Source organism: Streptomyces sp. NBC_00224 (genome assembly GCF_041435195.1).
Taxonomy (GTDB): Bacteria; Actinomycetota; Actinomycetes; order Streptomycetales; family Streptomycetaceae; genus Streptomyces.
This window is the reverse complement of sequence record NZ_CP108106.1, coordinates 5149907-5168363: the sequence shown is the minus strand read 5'-3', so window position 1 is coordinate 5168363 and position 18457 is coordinate 5149907. Positions and strand designations below refer to the sequence as shown.

Here is an 18457-nt window from a genome sequence, read left to right as displayed (position 1 = left end):
GACGGGCGGTGCACCTTCCGGGGTGCGCCGCCCGTTGTCGTACGACTTGATGATCGCCCACATACTGGGCACACGCATGCGTACGGAAGGGCCCGGAGGGAGGTAAGGGGTGGCTGAGCAGCAGGAGTCCGAGGAGCGCAAGCCGCCCTCGGACGAGGCGCGCAGCGCCTTCGCGGCTCCCGACGGGGTGGATCAGCCCGGCCCCCCCGAGGAGGACTCACCGACCTCCGAGTTCGCCCTGCCGGCCGGGGTGCCGGAGCCCGAGCCCGCCGTCGAACAGCCCGCCTCCGCCTTCGCGCTGCCCAGCACCTACTCGGCCCGCGAGGCCCCGTCCCCGATGGTCACCACCGCCGGGCTGCCGCTGGTGCGGCTCTCCAAGGACGCGCCCTGGCAGGACCGGATGCGCACCATGCTGCGGATGCCGGTGGGCGATCGGCCGGTGCCGGAGACGGCCCTGAAGACCGACGAGTCCGGGCCCGCCGTGCCGCGCGTGCTCGACCTGACGATGCGTATCGGCGAGCTGCTGCTCGCGGGCGGCGAGGGCGCGGAGGACGTCGAGGCGGCGATGTTCGCGATCTGCCGCTCGTACGGCCTGGACCGCTGCGAGCCGACGGTGACCTTCACCCTGCTGTCCATCACCCACCAGCCGTCCCTGGTGGACGACCCGGTCACGGCGAACCGGACGGTACGCCGCCGGGGCACCGACTACACGCGCCTGGCGGCCGTGCACCGGCTCGTCACCGACATGACCAGCCCCGACCACGACGTCACCCTCGAAGAGGCCTACCGCCGGCTGGCGGAGATCCGCCGCAACCGGCACCCGTACCCCGGCTGGGTCCTCACCATGGCCGCGGGCGGGCTCGCCGGGGCGGCCTCCGTGCTGGTGGGCGGCGGTGTCACGGTGTTCCTGCTGGCCGCGGCCGGTGCGATCCTCGGCGACCGGCTCGCCTGGCTCTGCGCGGCGCGCGGACTGCCCGAGTTCTACCAGTTCGTGGTGGCGGCGATGCCTCCCGCGGCGATGGGGGTGGCGCTCAGCCTCCTCGGCTGGGACCTGCGGCCCTCGGCGGTGATCACCGGTGGGCTCTTCGCCCTGATCCCGGGGCGGGCGCTGGTGGCCGCCGTGCAGGACGGTCTGACCGGCTTCTACATCACCGCCTCGGCCCGCCTCCTTGAGGTCACCTACTTCTTCGTGGCGATCGTGATCGGCGTGCTCACCGTGCTGTACGGGGGGCTCCAGGTCGACGCCAAGCTGAACCCGGAGGGGGCGCTGAGCCCCATCGAGCGGCCCGTCGTGCAGACGCTCGCGTCGATGGCGCTGTGCCTGACCTTCGCCGTCCTGCTCCAGCAGGAACGGTCCACCGTGTGGATCGCGACGGTCAACGGCGGGATCGCCTGGGTGATCTACGCGTCGATCGCGGTCACCGCGAAGGGCTCACCGATCATGGCGACGGCGGTGGCCGCCGGCCTGGTCGGCCTCTTCGGCCAGCTGCTCGCGCGCTACCGCAACACCTCCGCGCTGCCGTACGTGACGGCCGCGATCGGCCCGCTGCTGCCCGGCAGCGCCACCTACTTCGGTGTGCTCGCGATCGCCCAGAACCACCGGGACCAGGGCCTCGCCAACATCGCCAAGGCGGCGGCGCTGGCGATGGCCATCGCGATCGGGGTGAACCTCGGAAGCGAGATGTCCCGGATGTTCCTCAAGGCGCCGGGCGCGGAGGCGCGCAAGGCCGCGAAGCGGACGCGGGGGTTCTAGCCTTCCCGGCTGCGGGGGTCCACCTCAGGGGCGCGGGGAACTGCGCGACCAGCCCCCACCGGCCCGCAGCCGACCGACAACGCCTCCAGCGAAGCGTTACCGCTTGGCGTGGCGTCGGCGCTGGGGTGCGGGCGGGCCGGACGGGCCTGCCGCACCGGGGCCGCCCGGGCCCGCCTTCTTCGCCTTGGAGCGGGCCCGCAGGAACTCGATCGCGATCGGGACCACCGAGACGAGCACGATCGCGACCAGCATCAGCTCGATGTGCTTGTGCACGAACTCGACGTTGCCGAGCGCCGCGCCGAGCAGCGTCACGCCCGCGCCCCACAGCGCGCCGCCGATCACGTTGTACGTGATGAACGAGCGGTAGTTCATCCGGCTCACGCCCGCGATGATCGGCGTGAACGTCCGCACGATCGGCACGAAGCGGGCAAGGACCAGCGACTTCGGACCGTACTTCTCGAAGAACTCGTGGGCCTTCTCCACGTTCTCCTGCTTGAAGAGCTTGGAGTCCGGCCGGTTGAAGAGCGACGGTCCGACCTTGCGGCCGAAGAGGTAGCCCACCTGGTCGCCGAGGACGGCGGCGGCCACGACCGCCAGGCAGACCAGCCACAGCGGGGTGTCGATCTTGCCGCTGGTGACCAGCAGACCGGTGGTGAACAGGAGCGAGTCGCCCGGCAGGAAGAAGCCGATGAGCAGGCCGGACTCGGCGAAGACGATCACCAGCAGACCGGCCAGGCCGAAGGACGACAGCAGCTGGTCGGGGTCCAGCCAGCTCGGACCGAGTGCGAGGTTGGTCACGGGTTCCGGGCTCCTGGGTCAGGGGTCTGGGCGAGGGGACGCGCGTAAGCGCGCGTTGACGGGGCCAAAACTATCAACGCGTTCGGCCCAATCCAGGTTCCACCGGGTTCCTGGGGATGCGCTGTGCCCGGGCGGGTACAAAGCTGAGTCCCAGGATCTCCGGAAGGCGGGCGCGATGGGCATCGAGGAATACGGCGGCGGGCAGGGCGCGCAGTCCGACGTACTGGTCGTGACGACGAACGACGTACCCGGCTATCAGGTCCAGCAGGTCATCGGAGAGGTCTTCGGCCTGACCGTCCGCTCCCGCCACCTCGGCAGCCAGATCGGCGCCGGACTGAAGTCCATGATCGGCGGCGAGCTGAAGGGGCTGACCAAGACGCTCGTGCAGACCCGGAACCAGGCGATGGAGCGGCTGGTCGAGCAGGCACGCGCGCGTGGGGCGAACGCCGTCCTCATGATGCGCTTCGACGTCACCGAGGCGGCCGACGTCGGGACGGAGGTCTGCGCGTACGGAACGGCGGTTGTGATCACGAAGCTCTGAGGCGGGGGAACAGCCATGGCACTGCACCCGGGCGGCCACAAGAAGGCGCAGGAGCACGAGAAGGAGTACGGGCGGCTCGCCCTCAACCCGTTCTTCGGGGAGGCCGACCCGGTCGGCTCCATGACGTCGGCGCCGCCCCGGCACCGGCTGCCGGACCGGCCGCTGGCCCCCTCCACGGCGTACCAGCTCGTCCACGACGAACTGATGCTGGACGGCAACTCCCGGCTCAACCTGGCCACCTTCGTCACCACCTGGATGGAGCCGCAGGCCGGGGTGCTGATGGCGGAGTGCCGGGACAAGAACATGATCGACAAGGACGAGTACCCGCGCACCGCCGAGCTGGAGCGGCGCTGTGTGGCGATGCTCGCGGACCTGTGGCACGCGCCCGACCCGGCCGGGGCGGTGGGCTGCTCCACGACGGGGTCGAGCGAGGCGTGCATGCTCGCCGGGATGGCGCTCAAGCGGCGCTGGGCGAAGCGGAACGCGGACCGCTATCCGGGGCGGGACGCGGTGCCGAACCTGGTGATGGGCGTGAACGTCCAGGTCTGCTGGGAGAAGTTCTGCGCCTTCTGGGAGGTCGAGGCGCGCCAGGTCCCGATGGAGGGCGACCGCTTCCACCTCGACCCGCGGGCGGCGGCCGAGCTGTGCGACGAGAACACGATCGGCGTGGTCGGGATCCTCGGCTCGACCTTCGACGGATCGTACGAGCCGATCGCGGAACTCTGCGCGGCCCTCGACGCGTTGCAGGAGCGTACGGGTCTTGACGTGCCGGTCCATGTGGACGGCGCGTCGGGGGCGATGGTGGCGCCCTTCCTGGACGAGGACCTGGTGTGGGACTTCCGGCTGCCCAGGGTCTCGTCGATCAACACGTCCGGGCACAAGTACGGCCTGGTGTACCCGGGCGTGGGGTGGGCGCTGTGGCGCTCGGCGCAGGAGCTCCCGGAGGAGCTGGTCTTCCGGGTGAACTACCTGGGCGGCGACATGCCCACGTTCGCGCTGAACTTCTCCCGGCCGGGGGCGCAGGTGGTCGCCCAGTACTACACGTTCCTGCGGCTGGGGCGGGAGGGTTTCCGGGCGGTGCAGCAGACCACCCGGGACGTGGCGCGGACTCTCGCCGAGCACGTCGAGGCGTTCGGCGACTTCCGGCTGCTCACGCGCGGGAACGAGTTGCCGGTGTTCGCGTTCACCACGACGCCGGAGGTGAAGCGGTACGACGTGTTCGATGTGTCGCGGCGGCTGCGGGAGCGGGGGTGGCTGGTGCCCGCCTATACGTTCCCGCCGCACCGGGAGGATCTGTCCGTGCTGCGGGTGGTGTGCCGCAACGGGTTCTCGTCGGACCTGGCGGCGATGCTGGTGGAGGATCTGGGGCGGCTTCTTCCCGAGCTGCGTCGGCAGCCGGCCCCCTTGGGCCGTGATTCGTCGGTGGCCACGGCCTTCCACCACTGACCCTCGCGGGGTGCGGGGCGCTGTCGCGGGGTGCGGTGCCGCTGTCGCGGGGTGCGGTGCCGCTGTCGCGGGGTGCGTGTTCGGCTGCGGGCCGGTGGGGGCTGGTCGCGCAGTTCCCCGCGCCCCTTAAAACCCCTGGTCGACTGCGGATCGTGCGTGGTTGCTCGCGCCGTTCCCCGCCCCCTATGGGGCGCCCCCGTCCGCCAGGACCGCCACGAACGGGTCGCCCTCGCCCGCGAACGTGTACGCGCCCCCCTCGATCCGGCCGATCAGGCCCCCCGTCCACTCCGCTTCCCCGTCCGCCGAGTGGACCCACATGTTCATGATCTCGCCGATGTGGCCGAGGGACTCGGGGCCTTCCTCGGGGGTGTAGTGCTCCGTCACCCTGGTGCGCCACGCCGCCAGCCGCTCCAGGCGGTCGCGCAGCAGCGCCACCACCTCCGTGCGCGGCAGGTCGACCATGAAGCCGATCGCCGCCGAGAGCATGTCCATCTTCTGGTCGTACGAGGTCAGCGCCGCGCGCAACAGCTTCAGGTACTCCTCGCGGCCCGCGTCCGTCAGCTCGTACTCGGTGCGCGGCGGACCGCCCGCCGTGCTCGGCGCGATCTCGTGGGCGTGCAGCACGCCCTCCTTCGCCATCTGTTTGAGGGCGTGGTAGATCGAGCCGGGCTTGGCGTTGGACCACTCGTGGGCGCCCCAGTACTCCAGGTCGTTGCGGACCTGGTAGCCGTGCGCCCGGCCGTGCTGGCGGATCGCGCCGAGGACGAGGAGTCGGATCGCTGACATGCGCGTCAGCCTATGACCTCGGCCGTTCGCGAGAGCAACCAGCTCGTCGCTCAGAACGGGAACTGGCTCCTCCCGTGCTGCACGGAGATCCACTTCTGGGTGGTGAACGCCTCGATCGTGGAGTCGCCGTTCAGCCGCCCGAGCCCGGAGTACTTCTCGCCGCCGAACGACACCAGCGGCTCGTCCTGGATGGTCGAGTCGTTGACGTGGATCATCCCGGTGACGATCCGCTTGGCGAACCGCACGCCCCGCTCCACGTTGGCGGTGTGCACGGCGCCACTCAGTCCGTACGGGCTGTCGTTGGCCATCCGTACCGCCTCCTCCTCGCCGTCGAAGGAGAGCAGCAGCACCACCGGGCCGAAGATCTCCTGCCGCAGCAGCGGGGAGTCCTCGGGCAGTCCGGTCAGGACGGTCGGCTCGACGAGGCTGCCGCGCGTGCGGCCCCGTACGAGCGCGGTGGCGCCCTCGGCCAGGGCCTGGTCGACCAGCGAAGTGAGCGCGTCCGCCTGGAAGTTGTTGATGACCGGGCCGATGTCGGTGGCCGGGTCGGCCGGGTCGCCGGTCTTGAGGGCCGCGACGCGCGCGCAGAACTTCTCGGTGAACTTCTGCTCGATGCTCCGGTCCACCAGGACGCGGTTGGCGGCCATACAGACCTGGCCCTGGTAGACGAATCGGCTGAAAACCGCCGCCTCGACCGCGTAGTCGATGTCCGCGTCGTCCAGGACCACCAGCGCGCTGTTGCCGCTCAGCTCCAGGATGGCCCGCTTGAAGTGGCTGCCCGCGACGGCGGCCACATGGCGGCCGGTGCGGTCGGAGCCGGCGAACGAGATCACCTTGGGCACCGGGTGCTCTATCAGCGCGTCGCCTATCTCGGCGATGTCCGTGACCAGCACGTTCAGCAGCCCGGCCGGCAGGCCCGCGTCCTCGAAGATCTTGGCGATGAGGCCGCCGCCGACCACCGGCGCGTTCTGGTTCGGCTTGATGACGACGGCGTTGCCGAGCGCCAGGGCCGGTGCGACCGACTTCAGCGTCACCAGGAAGGGGAAGTTGAAGGGGCTGATCACCCCGACCACGCCGACCGGCAGCCGGTAGACGCGGTTCTCCTTGCCGTCGACGGGCGAGGGCAGGATCCGGCCCTCCGGCCGTATCGCCAGCTGTATCGCCTCGCGCAGGAACTCCTTGGCGAGGTGCACCTCGTACCCGGCCTTGAGGCGGGTGCCACCCAGCTCGGTGACGATCGCCTCGATGATCTCCGGCTCGCGCTCCTCGGTGATCCGCAGCGCGCGCTCGAAAACCAGTCTTCGGCTGTACGGGTTGGTCTCACCCCAGCCGATCTGGGCGCGCTCGGCCGCGCGATAGGCCTCGTCGACCTCGTCCACCGTGGCGACCGTGATGGCGGCGAGCTTCTCCCCGTTGTACGGATCGAAGTCGATGATGTCCCACGACCCACTGCCGGTGCGCCACTCGCCGTCGATGTACTGGTGGGCCAGGTCGGTGAAGAAGGACATGCCATCCCTTACTGCTGCCACTGCGCCGCCACCGTGTCCGTCGCGAACGTGTTCGTCGTCGCGTCCACTGTGTCCCCCGCTTCTGGTACACAACCCTGATGTGACGTCATCGTACTGACGTATCAGATGAGTTGGAGTAGTCCGCGGAGAAGATCGCAGCTCTCCTCCGGCCCCGGGCTGTCCTTCTGGAGCCGTTCCATCGCCCTTTCGTACTGGGCGACCTCCTCCGGCTTGTCCAGATAGAGGGAGCTGGTGAGCTGCTCCAGATAGACGATGTCGGAGAGGTCGGACTCCGGGAAGCGCAGCAGGGTGAAGGCCCCGCTCTCGCCCGCGTGCCCGCCGAAGCTGAACGGCATCACCTGGAGGGTCACGTTCGGCTGCTCGGACACCTCGATGAGGTGCTTCAACTGGCCGCGCATCACGTCCCGTTCGCCGTACGGGCGGCGCAGCGCCGCCTCGTCCAGGACGGCGTGGAACCTCGGCGCGCGCTCGGAGACGAGGGCCTTCTGGCGCTCCAGGCGCAGCGCCACGCGGCGGTCGACCTCCGCGTTGGAGCCGTTGGGCATGCCGCGCCTGACGACGGCGTGGGCGTACGCCTCGGTCTGCAACAGGCCGTGGACGAACTGCACTTCATAGATCCGGATGAGCGAGGCCGCGCCCTCCAGGCCGATGTACGTCTGGAACCAGCCGGGCAGCACATCGCCGTAACTGTGCCACCAGCCCGCGATGTTGGCCTCTTTCGCCAGCCCCAGGAGCGACGCGCGCTCGGCGTCGTCGGTGACCCCGTAGAGCGTCAGCAGGTCTTCGACATCCCTTGCCTTGAAGCTCACCCGCCCCAACTCCATACGACTGATCTTCGACTCGGACGCCCTGATCGAATACCCGGCGGCCTCACGGGTGATGCCCCGGGACTCGCGCAGGCGCCTGAGCTGTGAGCCCAGCAGAATGCGCCGGACCACCGACCCGCTCGACTCTCCTGCGGTCACTTCGCTGTCCCTCCCCAACCGACGGTGCACGGCAGTCTGCCACCAAAACGCTTCACCCCGTACTCAATCGATTACGGAAATGGTCAAGCTCCGAAATCGGCCTTGGGAAGAAATGAGCAACAATCACCACGGGGTTGGACAGGTCTGGCACGTGCACGTGCATCTGCCCTTGCATCAGGAGCGGGCATTCGGAACCATGGTCCCCGCGCACCTGCGTGCTCGTCTTGTGTCCTGCTGTGTCCTGCGTTCTGTTCTGCTGTACGCCACGTTCGCCTGTACCGCCACGGCCGCGAATCCCGGGAGTGCCTCGCATGGGGACGAATGGATCGACCATGCTGGAGCCGTTGGAGCCTTTAAGGCAGGCCCTCCCGCCCATCGACCCATCCGCCGTGGCCAGTTCCGCCTCCTGTGCGCTGCCCGCCCGCTATGAAGCCGTCGGCGGTGCCAGGCAGTTCACCAAGAAGACCCTCGGCCAGTGGGAGTTGTCGGAGCGCTTCGACGAGGTGGCCCTGGTCGTCTCGGAGCTCGTCACCAACGCCCTGCGCCACGCGCTGCCCGCCGACACCGCCCGCGAGTCCGACGCGCCGCCCGTGCGGCTGCATCTGATGCGCTGGACCAGCCGGTTGGTGTGCGCGGTACGCGACCCCAGCATGGACAGCCCGTCCTCGCCCGGATCTGACGACTGCGACGCGGAGTCGGGGCGCGGCCTGTTCCTGGTGGACTCGTTCAGCGACTCCTGGGGCTGGCACCCGCTCACGGGCACGCTGAGCGGCAAGGTGGTCTGGGCCTTGTTCCGCCTCCAGCCGGCCGACTGACCCGGCACTTCTCACCCGTACGACATGAGGGCCCCCGGACGGGGGCCCATTCGCGTTTCGGAGTTCAGTGCGCCAGTGGGCTCAGTGGGCCATTGGGCCAGTGGGCTCAGTCGGTGATCAGGTGGTCGAACTCGCCGTCCTTGACGCCGAGCAGCATCGCCTCGATCTCCGCGCGCGTGTAGACCAGCGCGGGCCCGTCCGGGAACGTCGAGTTGCGGACGGCGACCCTCCCGCCCGCCAGCCTGGCGAACTCCACGCAGGTCCCCTGGGAGTTGCTGTGCCGACTCTTCTGCCAGACGACACCCTGAAGCTCCGTTGCCGCCATGCCGTTGTACGCGTGGTGCAAGGTCGCTCCCGGGGGGATGTGCAGGCGTGCATCTGTGAAAGGTCAACTGCCCCGGATCATAGCCGTGTTCATGTGCGCCTGCATGAGCATATGCACGTGCACGCGCGGTACTCGGGCCGTTACAGGCATTCCACCGGGTTGGACTCCTCGTCCACTGGGTATAGACGCGTCCCGCGCCCACCTGGTTCACGCGCTGGTAGCTTGTCGCGTCCGGGAACCGTTGAGGCAAGGGGATTTCGCAGTGCACAGGCATGTACGTACCGGGGCGGGCGCCGTGGCTCTCGCCGCCTGTCTCGCCCTGGCCGGGTGCTCCAGCTCGGACGGCGGCGACAAGCCGAAGGACAAGAGCACCGGCGGCACCGGGCAGAGCGCCAGCCCGAGCACGAGCGGCGGCAGCGGCAACGGCAGTGGCAATGGCGGCAAGGTGGCCGCCAAGGACATCGCCGGAGCCTGGGCGGCCGTCCTCCAGGGCAAGCCCACCGCCCTGGTGATCAGCGGGACGACCGTGGCGCTCGGCGGCGAACACACGTGCAGCGGCACGGTCAGCGACAACGGCATGGCGATGATCGAGCTGAAGTGCGCCGACGGCAACACCGACCGCGCGGCGGGCATGCCCTCGTTGAGCGCGGACGGCAAGACCCTCACGGTGAAGTGGGAGGGCGGCAAGACCGACACCTTCACCAAGTCGGAGCTGGACGGGAAGCTGCCGACGGGCATCCCGACGGCGGGACTGCCGACCCCCTGACCCGACGGTCAGGACGTTGCCGCCAGGACGTTGCTGTCAGGACCTTGCCGTCAGGACTTTGCCTGCCGTGAGGGCGGCGGCGGCCCGGCGTCCTTGAGGGCCATCGGCGGGGCGGGCGGGGCGAGCGCGTCCGAAAGCTCCTCCAGACAGTGGAGGAGCAGCCCCGCGCCCTTGCGTACGACACGGGCGGACCCGGCGGGCGGACCCTCGCCGTCCCACGCGGCCAGCGCCTTCTCCGCCTCGCCCCACCGCGGCACCCGCCGCTCCCGCACCGCCTTCGCACCCCGCTCGGTGTCCCCGCGCAGCGCCCCGGCGAACGCGGCGGCGGCCGGGACCGGGGCCGCGCCGCGCTCGGGGACGTGCGCCTCCATCAGCATCGCGATCCGGCCGAGCTGCCCCACCGCGTGCCCGGCCCCCTCGGCGGCGGCCCTGGACAGCCCCCGGTGGCGCACCGGTTCATGGGTGGCCCGCTCCAGCGCCTCCTGCCAGGCGACCCGGGCCGCGCGGGTGTCGAGCAGCGCGCGGCGCACCTCGTCGGCGGGCGCGGCGGGGTCGGCGTATCTGTCGGCGACGGCCGCCGCGTACCGCCCGCAGGCGGCCAGCCAGTCCGCCAGCCGGGTCCGCAGCCGGGGCGTCTCCCAGGCCGGGTAGAGGGCGTACGCGGCCATCGCCAGCACCCCGCCGAGCAGGGTGAGCAGCACCCGGTCGGGGACGGTCTGGGTCCACTGGAGGCCGCCGGTGCCGAGCAGGAAGACCACGTACGCGGAGGTGCACGCGCTGGCCGCCGCGTATCCCGTACGCATCAGCAGGTACATCAGGAACGCGCAGAGCACCGCCAGCGTGGCCGACAGGCCGGGGCCGGGATGGGTCAACTGGACGAGGCCGGTGGCGAGGGCGACGCCGACGAGGGTGCCGCCGAAGCGGGCGACCGCCCGGGAGTACGTCTGGGAGAAGTCCGGGCGCATCACCATGACGGAGGCCATCGGCGCCCAGTAGCCGTGGCCGAGCGGCAGGGCCTTGCCGAGGAGGTACCCGGCGGCGGCGACCGCGCAGACCCGGGTGGCGTGCCGGAAGACCGGGGAGTCGCGGCGGCCCAGCTCGGCGCGCATGGTCCGCAGGGCGAGCGGGACGAGCCGGGGCAGGGTGGGCCGCAGCAGCGGCTCGGACCCGTCGCCGCCGGTGCCCTCGGCCGTCTCCACGACATCGCCGAGGAGCGCGGTCAGCCGGGTGGCGGCGCGGAAGGCGGGGCCGTTGAGGATCGCGCCGGTGTCGGGCGTCCTGAGGGCGGCCTCGGCGGGCGGGGGGATGCGGACGGCCTCGCCGTGCCGGATCGCGCGGGCGGCCGCGTCGAGCACGGAGGCGGCGGCGCCGAGCAGTTCGCGCACCCGGTCGCGCTCGGGACCCTCCTCCGGCACGCCGAGCGCGGGGTCCGCGAGCGAGGCGAGAACCGGCCGGATGCGCTCGGCCACGCCCCGGGATCCGTGCAGCTCCGCCGGGCGGCGACGGGCCTCGCGGGGGGTGACGGCGGCGGCGAGCCGCGCGGTCATCAGGGGCTGCGGGTCGAACGGGGCGCGCGGGTCGTGCCGGAGCCGTCGGGCGTAGTCGGCCACGGCGGCGAGGGCGTCGGCGAGCGCGTCGCGCTGGGCGCCCCAGCGGCGGATCGGGACGAGCACGACGAGGGCCGCCTGGACGACGCCGCCCACGGCGATCATCGCGGCGTGCCCGGCTGCGGCCGCGATCGAGGTGGGCAGGGTGACGGTGACCAGCATGATCGCCACGTTGGAGGAGGCGATGATCCCGGCGGTGGGGCCCACGGCCCAGGCGAGACCGGAGGCGAACGTCCAGGCGGCGAGCAGCAGCAGGAAGAACGGGGAGTGGGCGCCGACGAGGTAGCCGAGGAAGGTGGAGAGGGCGAGGCTGGCGCCGGAGGCGAGCGCGAGCACCGGGCGCGGGCGCCAGCTGCGCTGGAAGGTGGCGATGGCGGCCTGGAACGCGCCGAACGCGGAGCTCACGGCGGCGGTGGGGCCGAGGGCGACGAGGCTGACGCCGACGACGAGGGCGAGTCCGGCGGCGCCGCGCAGCGCGACGGCGGGCTCCAGCCGTCGCCGCTCGACGCTCAGCCCCGAACGCGCGGTCTCCTTCAGCGCGCGGAGCCAGCTCATGGGGCCGAGGGTAACTCCCCCACCCCGCCCGTTCCCTTAACCCTCCGGGGGTGGGTGGGGGTGAGGGTGGTTTCCCGGGGGCTTCGCCCCCGGACCCCCGGGCGGGGCTGCGCCCCTGCACCCGCTTGCGGGGCCTGCGGCCCCTGCACCCCGCTTTCGGGGCTCCGCCCCGGACCCCGCTCCTCAAACGCCGGAGGGGCTGATTTTGCCCGGACCCCGTTCTGCCTTTAGGGGCGCGGGGAACTGCGCGAGCAACCACAACCGACCCGCAGACAAACACCGGGCCAAAAAGGGGCGCGGGGAACTGCGCGACCAGCCCCCACCGGACCCGCAGACAAACACGGGGGGTCCGGGGCGAAGCCCCCGGCGAATGGGGTCAGCCCGGGGGCAAGCCCCGGCGGGCCGGTGCGTGGTGGGCACGGTTCGCCGCCGTCGTGCCGTCCTGCCAGCCCGCCTCGTCCGTCGCCCCCCGCACCCGCGTCCGTACCGTCCGCGGGAACATCTCCTCCGCCCGCCCCGCGACCGCCACCGCGCGCGTGGCGAGCACCGGCAGCAGCGTGGCGGACGCCGTCGACTCCACCTGGCGGGCCGTCGCCGACAGGAGGTCGCCCAGGCGGTTGGCGTACGCCAGCAGGAACGACTGACGGAACGTCTTCGTCCGCCGCCGCCCGCCCGCCCGCTGCGCCGCCTCCGCCCGCGTCATCGCCGCGGTCCCCTGCACCAGCAGCGACGTGTAGAGCAGTTCGACCGCCTCCAGGTCGGCCTCGAAGCCCACGACCGTGGAGAAGCCGAACTCCCCGTTCCACACCGCCCGGCAGTGGTTGGCCGAGGCGACCGCGTCGAGCAGGATCGCCTTGGACGTCTCGTACGGCGCGTCCACCCCGATCCGGCACGCCCCCGGCGCGTCGCCCCGGTGGCCGCCCGCCGCCAGCACCGCCTCGTCGATGCTGTGCAGCGCCATCAGCTCCTGCGCCTTGGCGCTCAGCGCCTCCGCCTCCTCCGGGAACTCCGTCGCCTCCGCCTTGGCGAGCAGAGCCCGGATCCGCGTCAGTGCCTTCGGCTCGCCGTGCGCCGGCGGCAGGTGCACGGGCGTCCCCGGCACCGGCCCCACCGGCTCGATCGCGGGCAGCCGCAGCAGCAGTTGGTACAGCTCAAGCACCGCCGTCGCGCGCGTGAAGCGGTCCTCGGCCCGGTCGCCCGCACCCCGGTCGGCGTCCGCGAGAGCCCCGGCCTGCTCCGCCCACCGCGCCGGCAGCCGCTCGTACCGCTTCAGCTGTACGAGGACGAGTTCCACGGCCAGCCGTACGTGCGGCTCCGCCAGCTCGCGCCGGACCATCCGTACGACATCGGCCGGCTGCCATCCCCGCTCCCACGTCCGCCCGATCAGCTCCTGCCCGCGCAGGGCGAGCTCGGCGTCGGCGGACGGATCGGCGGCGAGCAGCGAAGCGCCCGTGTCCAGGTCCGCGTCGGACTCGGCGTACAGCGCGGCGGCCAGCGCTCGCTCCACTGTCGTCACTGCGCCGCGTCCCAGTCCTGCCGGGCCCGGGTGATCGCGTCCCGGTGGCCGATCGACCAGTCCGCGAGCGCCTTGACCAGGTGGGTGAGGCTGTGGCCCATCTCGGTCAGCTCGTACTCGACCTGCGCCGGGACGGTCGGGTACACCGTCCGGTCCACCAGACCGTCGCGCTCAAGGCGTCGCAGGGTCAGCGTCAGCATCCGCTGCGAGATGCCGGGCACGGCGCGCTGGAGCTGGCGGAACCGCTTGACGCCCGCGGCGAGTTCGACCACGACGTACACCGACCACTTGTCCCCGAGCCGGTCGAGCACATCGCGCACCCCGCACTCGTCCTGCGGGGTCTCGCAGCTGATCACGGGGTCGGTGATCACCCGTCGGCTCTCGGGGGTGGTTACCTCCGTGTGCCCCACTGACATCGAAGTGCCTCCTTACGCGCGCGTGCCGGACCGGACACGATGGTCGCAGTTGTCGAACACCACCGCGAACAGAACCCTGTGCGCGTTCATCCCTTGGGGGTCCTCCATGCTGCTCGTCACCGGTGTATCCGGCGGACTCGGCCAACTCGTCGCCGAGCGCCTCGCGGACCGCGACGACGTCGTACTCGGCACGCGCGCACCGCTGCCCGGCGCCCGGCGCGTCGACTTCGACGACCCCGAGTCCCTGCCCCGGGCGTTCGCCGGGGTCGACACCCTGCTGCTGATCTCCGCCGGTTACGGAGAGGACGACGACGTGATCGCCCGCCACGACGGCGCGATCTCGGCGGCCGAACGGGCGGGGGTGCGCCACGTCGTCTACACCAGCCTCACCGGCGCGGGCGACCACCTGCCGTACGCCCTCGCCCACCGCTGGACCGAGCGCCGGCTGAGCGCGTCCACTTCTTTGAAGTGGACGGTCCTGCGCAACGGGCTCTACTCCGAGCTCCTCGCCTTCCTCGCCGCCCCCGGCGCCGACGGCCGCCTCACCGCACCCCTGGCCGACGGCCGCCTCGCGGCGGTGGCCCGGGCCGACCTGGCCGAGATCGCGGCCCGCGTCGCCCTCGACCCCGCCCCGCACGCGGGCCGGGTCTACGAACTGGTCGGCCCCCGCGCCATCGGCGGCGCCGAGCTGGCCGCCGCGACCGGGACGGCGTACGAGCCCGAGACCCTGGCCGCGGCACGCGAGCGGATCTCCGCGTCCGGGGCGCTGGACTTCCAGGTGCCGATGCTGGTCGGCACGTACTCGGCGATCGCCGGCGGCTTCCTCGCCACCACGGACACGGGCGAGCTGCACGACCTCCTGGGCCGTGCGCCGCTCGACCCGCTGGACGTGTACGCGGAGGCCGTGAACGCCGTGGTGGGGGCCGCAGCCGACCGGTAGCCCCGCCCGGCGCCGCGCCGCGGAACGCCGTTGTCAGTGGCCGGTGCCACACTCGCACTCGTGGACGAGAAATGGGCACTGGACCCCACCGAGGACGGCGGCGCGCGGCTCGTCGCCCTCGGGCGGGACGGGCTGCCCGAGGGGCCCGTGGTCCACGAGCCCGATCTGGCCGGGGCGGTCCGGTCTCGGCCTGACGTGGGGCGCTGGGTATGGCGCTCCACCGCTGACCTCCACCCGCGCCTGCTCGCCGCAGGCGTCCGCGTCGAGCGGTGCTACGACATCGAGGCCGCCGAACTGCTTCTCCTCGGCCACGAGGGCCGCCTCGGGGAGCCCCGCTCGGCCGCGGCCGCCTGGGCCCGGCTGCACCACCTGCCCGTACCGGCGGACCCGCCCGCCCGCGCCGCCGAGCCCGGCCGCCAGTCCCCCCTCTTCGAGCCGCCGAGCAGCACCACCCTGCCCCTCGAAGCCCTGGTCGAGGTGTACGCGGAGCAGCAGCGGCGGCACGAGAAGGCCGAGCACCCCGGCCGGATGCGGCTGCTCACCGCCTCCGAGTCCGCCGGGATGCTGGTGGCCGCCGAGATGAACCTGGCGGGCCTGCCCTGGCGCGCGGACGTCCACCGCGCGCTGCTGCACGAACTGCTCGGTGAGCGGTACGCGGGCGGCGGTGAGCCCCGCCGACTGGCCGAGCTCGCGGACGAGGTGTCGACCGCGTTCGGCCGCCGGGTCCGGCCCGATCTGCCCGCGGACGTCATCAAGGCGTTCGCCGAGGCGGGCTTCCGGATCACCTCCACGCGCCGCTGGGCCCTGGAGGAGATCGACCATCCGGCCGTGGCGCCGCTGGTCGAGTACAAGAAGCTGTACCGGATCTGGACCGCGCACGGCTGGAGCTGGCTGCACGACTGGGTGCGCGACGGCCGCTTCCGCCCCGAGTACACCCCGGGAGGCACGGTCAGCGGCCGCTGGACGACCAACGGCGGGGGTGCGCTCCAGATCCCCAAGGTCATCCGACAGGCGGTCGTGGCCGACGAGGGCTGGCGCCTGGTGGTGGCCGACGCCGACCAGATGGAGCCGCGCGTGCTCGCCGCGATCTCCCGCGACCCGGGGCTGATGGAGGTGGCCGGGCACGACGGCGACCTCTACACCTCCCTGTCCGACCGCGCCTTCTCCGGCGACCGCGACCACGCGAAGATCGCCCTCCTTGGCGCGATCTACGGGCAGACGTCCGGCGACGGCCTCAAGAACCTCGCCGCCCTGCGCCGCCGCTTCCCCCGGGCCGTGGCGTATGTGGACGACGCCGCGAAGGCGGGCGAGGAGGGCCGTCTCGTACGGACCTGGCTCGGCCGGACCAGCCCGCCGGCGGCCGGAGCGGGCGACGACGGCGAGGCGGGCCTCCCCCAGGAGGGCGGCGGCGAACTTCCCTCCCCGGACGGCGAGTTCACCCCCGGATACGCGTCCACCAACGCCCGCGCCCGGGGCCGCTTCACCCGCAACTTCGTCGTCCAGGGCAGCGCCGCCGACTGGGCACTGCTGCTGCTCGCCGCGCTGCGCCAGGAGCTCGCCGCCGCCGGGATGCGGGCCGAGCTGGTCTTCTTCCAGCACGACGAGGTCATCGTGCACTGCCCCGAGGCCGAGGCTCCCCAGGTGGTGAAGGCGATCCGCGCGGCGGGCGAGCTGGCCGGCCGGATCGCCTTCGGCGAGACCCCGGTGAGGTTCCCGTTCACGACGGCGGTGGTGGAGCGGTATTCGGAGGCGAAGTGAGGCGCCCCGCCCGGGCCCGGCCCGGCCCAGGCATCACGCCCCCGCCTAGGTCAGCTTCTCCCACTTCGGATCCAGCGCTATCGCCTTCAGCTGGGACATCGTCAGTGCGGGAGTGGCGCGGGTCGCCGGGGCGTGCTGGTTGCCCGTGTTGAACGCGCTGATGACCACGCGGAGATCGTTCTTGCGGATCGTGTCGACCGTCCACCACACCACGCCCGCGCCGCCCTTCTCACCCGGGCGCTGCTCCTCGCCGACCCGGGTGCCGTCGGGGAGCGTCGACACCTCGCCCTGCAGCGGCACGTCTCCCATCCCGGGCTGGACGTTGATGCCGACCAGGCTCTTGCCCTTGCCGTCGTCCACGACCGCGAACGCATAGCCGCCCTGGTTGCCCTGATCGACGACCTTGAGTCCCTTCGGCAGGGAGGCGACCAGCTCGCGCTGCATCGAGGCCCCGCTCGGCTCGGCCGGGTGCACCGCCTCCGGGCGCGGCACCTTCGCACCCGCCATGGTCGTCTTCCACACCTCGGCCGTGACCAGCGCCTTCATCTGCGCGCCGGTCAGCGGCGGGTCGACGCGGCTTGTCTTCGCGCCCTTCTCGGCGGCGGCGTTGTACTCGCTCGCGTCGACCAGTACGCCCTTCGGGGTGATCAGCGTGGCCCGCCAGCTCTTCGTCTCCTCACGGCGGTCCGGGTACTCGTACCCCTGGAAGAACATGAACCGCGAGCCGTCGGGCAGCACTTCGGCCGTGCAGTGGTCGTAGTCCGTGATCGCCTTCGACGGGCAGGTCACATACCCGGTGGCACCCTGGCCCGCCGGATCGATCGTGCTGAGCGAGATCCCGATCGACCCCTTGCCCTTGCCGTCGTCGAAGACGACCGAAGCGGTCGGCATCTTGGGCTTGTCATCCGGGCCACCCGTGCCACTGCCCTGCTCGGCACTGGTCTTCCCGTGCGGGAGGAGCGCGATGAGATTCTTGATCATCTGTTCGGCGCCGACCGACACCCCTTGCGGGAGGGTCGACTTGGGCGGCGCCGCCACGGACGCGGCCGCACCGCCGGAGCCGTTCGAGCCGCCGGACGAGCCGCCGACCAGCCCGACCGCCCAGGCGCCGCCGAGGCCCACCGCGGCCAGCGCCACCACACTGCCGGTCACCGTGGCGGCCCGGCGCCGGGCCAACCGGCGGCGGCCCCTGATCAGGGCGCCGTCGAGCAGCGCGTGGCTGTCCTGCGGGACGAAGCCGTCGCCGGTGCTGCGCATCGCGTCACCGAGCTGGTCTTCAAAAGGCATGGTGGAACCCCACTCCTCGCTTCGTGGTCAGTGGTCGGTGGTCAGTCGTGCGTGGTGCGTGGTGCGTGGTCGTCAGAGCGCCGCGAGCTCCGCCAGGCTGCCGCCCAGGTGTTCGCGCAGCTTCGCCAGCGCGCGCACCGAGCGGGTGCGGACCGCGGCCGAGCTGACCCGCATCGCCTCGGCCGTCTCCTCGACGCTGCGGTCCTCCCAGTACCGCAGGACCACCACCGCGCGGTCCTTGGGTGCGAGCCGGGCGAGCGCGTCAAGCAACGCGAGCCGCAGTGCCGGGTCCCCGTCCGTGGTCGCGGGCCGGTCCGGCAGTTCCCCTATGGGCCGTTCGTCGGCCGAGCGCCGTCGACGGTGGGTGAGAAACGTGCGCACGAGGATCGTCTGCGCGTATCCCGCGGGGTTGTCGATCCGGGAGATCCGGCCCCACAGCGCATACATCCGGCCCAGCGTCTCCTGCACCAGGTCCTCGGCGAGATGAGTGTCTCCGCTGGTCAGCAGGCACGCGGCGCGGAAGAGGTGGTTCGCTCTGCCTGACGCGAACTCCAGGAACTCATCCGTACGCGCTTGTTTCGGCTGCCTCGGCTGCCCCAGCTTTCTCATGCTCTCCCCCGACCCGTTGACCTCCCCTACACCTCATTGACGCGA

Annotated in this window: 17 protein-coding genes; 7 read left to right on the top strand and 10 right to left on the bottom strand. The window is 72.0% G+C overall.

Annotation, left to right across the window (positions count from 1 at the left end):
• Window positions 1-109: 109 nt before the first annotated feature.
• The gene (locus tag OG965_RS23035) at window positions 110-1753 is read left to right on the top strand and encodes a threonine/serine exporter family protein (protein WP_371653966.1); all 1644 of its coding nucleotides are present in this window, start codon (window positions 110-112) and stop codon (window positions 1751-1753) included.
• Window positions 1754-1849: 96 nt separating this feature from the next.
• On the opposite strand, the gene OG965_RS23030 is transcribed toward OG965_RS23035, so the two are convergent.
• Complete coding sequence (locus OG965_RS23030) at window positions 1850-2551, bottom strand: DedA family protein (protein ID WP_371653965.1); 702 nt, start codon at window positions 2549-2551, stop codon at window positions 1850-1852.
• A gap of 175 nt (window positions 2552-2726) precedes the next feature.
• Here OG965_RS23030 and OG965_RS23025 point away from each other — a divergent pair, with 175 nt between their 5' ends.
• Both OG965_RS23025 and OG965_RS23020 read left to right on the top strand, forming a co-directional pair.
• Entirely contained in the window at window positions 2727-3092 is a 366-nt protein-coding gene (locus tag OG965_RS23025) for a YbjQ family protein (RefSeq protein WP_190092586.1), read from the top strand.
• Window positions 3093-3107: 15 nt separating this feature from the next.
• Window positions 3108-4538: a glutamate decarboxylase gene (locus OG965_RS23020; protein WP_371653964.1), complete on the top strand. Its 1431-nt coding sequence runs from the start codon at window positions 3108-3110 to the stop codon at window positions 4536-4538.
• A 183-nt stretch (window positions 4539-4721) separates the two neighbouring features.
• On the opposite strand, the gene OG965_RS23015 is transcribed toward OG965_RS23020, so the two are convergent.
• The 3 genes from OG965_RS23015 to OG965_RS23005 all read right to left on the bottom strand — a co-directional run bounded on the left by OG965_RS23015 (window position 4722) and on the right by OG965_RS23005 (window position 7818).
• Window positions 4722-5324 (bottom strand): PadR family transcriptional regulator, encoded by a 603-nt coding sequence (locus tag OG965_RS23015; protein WP_371653963.1) that lies wholly within the window; start codon window positions 5322-5324, stop codon window positions 4722-4724.
• Window positions 5325-5374: 50 nt separating this feature from the next.
• Window positions 5375-6832: an aldehyde dehydrogenase family protein gene (locus OG965_RS23010; RefSeq protein WP_371653962.1), complete on the bottom strand. Its 1458-nt coding sequence runs from the start codon at window positions 6830-6832 to the stop codon at window positions 5375-5377.
• Between the two features lie 122 nt (window positions 6833-6954).
• Entirely contained in the window at window positions 6955-7818 is an 864-nt protein-coding gene (locus OG965_RS23005) for a helix-turn-helix domain-containing protein (protein WP_371653961.1), read from the bottom strand.
• 311 nt (window positions 7819-8129) lie between these two features.
• Here OG965_RS23005 and OG965_RS23000 point away from each other — a divergent pair, with 311 nt between their 5' ends.
• Window positions 8130-8633, top strand: coding sequence for an ATP-binding protein (locus OG965_RS23000; RefSeq protein WP_371653960.1), 504 nt, complete (start codon window positions 8130-8132; stop codon window positions 8631-8633).
• A 106-nt stretch (window positions 8634-8739) separates the two neighbouring features.
• On the opposite strand, the gene OG965_RS22995 is transcribed toward OG965_RS23000, so the two are convergent.
• Window positions 8740-8979 (bottom strand): DUF397 domain-containing protein, encoded by a 240-nt coding sequence (locus OG965_RS22995; RefSeq protein ID WP_371653959.1) that lies wholly within the window; start codon window positions 8977-8979, stop codon window positions 8740-8742.
• A gap of 241 nt (window positions 8980-9220) precedes the next feature.
• On the opposite strand from OG965_RS22995, the gene OG965_RS22990 reads away from it, so the two are divergent.
• Complete coding sequence (locus OG965_RS22990) at window positions 9221-9724, top strand: hypothetical protein (RefSeq protein ID WP_371653958.1); 504 nt, start codon at window positions 9221-9223, stop codon at window positions 9722-9724.
• 50 nt (window positions 9725-9774) lie between these two features.
• Here the strand turns inward: OG965_RS22990 and OG965_RS22985 are convergent, their stop codons facing one another.
• The 3 genes from OG965_RS22985 to OG965_RS22975 all read right to left on the bottom strand — a co-directional run bounded on the left by OG965_RS22985 (window position 9775) and on the right by OG965_RS22975 (window position 13818).
• Window positions 9775-11886, bottom strand: coding sequence for an FUSC family protein (locus OG965_RS22985; protein WP_371653957.1), 2112 nt, complete (start codon window positions 11884-11886; stop codon window positions 9775-9777).
• Window positions 11887-12262: 376 nt separating this feature from the next.
• Window positions 12263-13393, bottom strand: coding sequence for a DUF2786 domain-containing protein (locus tag OG965_RS22980; RefSeq protein WP_371657030.1), 1131 nt, complete (start codon window positions 13391-13393; stop codon window positions 12263-12265).
• A gap of 5 nt (window positions 13394-13398) precedes the next feature.
• Window positions 13399-13818 (bottom strand): winged helix-turn-helix transcriptional regulator, encoded by a 420-nt coding sequence (locus tag OG965_RS22975; protein WP_371653956.1) that lies wholly within the window; start codon window positions 13816-13818, stop codon window positions 13399-13401.
• Window positions 13819-13924: 106 nt separating this feature from the next.
• Here OG965_RS22975 and OG965_RS22970 point away from each other — a divergent pair, with 106 nt between their 5' ends.
• Window positions 13925-14758, top strand: coding sequence for an NAD(P)H-binding protein (locus OG965_RS22970; RefSeq protein ID WP_371657029.1), 834 nt, complete (start codon window positions 13925-13927; stop codon window positions 14756-14758).
• A 60-nt stretch (window positions 14759-14818) separates the two neighbouring features.
• Window positions 14819-16516 (top strand): bifunctional 3'-5' exonuclease/DNA polymerase, encoded by a 1698-nt coding sequence (locus tag OG965_RS22965; protein ID WP_371653955.1) that lies wholly within the window; start codon window positions 14819-14821, stop codon window positions 16514-16516.
• A gap of 45 nt (window positions 16517-16561) precedes the next feature.
• Here OG965_RS22965 and OG965_RS22960 read toward each other — a convergent pair whose 3' ends face one another.
• Together OG965_RS22960 and OG965_RS22955 are read right to left on the bottom strand one after the other, a co-directional pair.
• The gene (locus tag OG965_RS22960) at window positions 16562-17803 is read right to left on the bottom strand and encodes a hypothetical protein (RefSeq protein ID WP_371653954.1); all 1242 of its coding nucleotides are present in this window, start codon (window positions 17801-17803) and stop codon (window positions 16562-16564) included.
• Window positions 17804-17875: 72 nt separating this feature from the next.
• Window positions 17876-18412, bottom strand: a complete 537-nt coding sequence (locus OG965_RS22955; protein WP_371653953.1) for a SigE family RNA polymerase sigma factor — start codon at window positions 18410-18412, stop codon at window positions 17876-17878.
• Window positions 18413-18457: the final 45 nt, after the last annotated feature.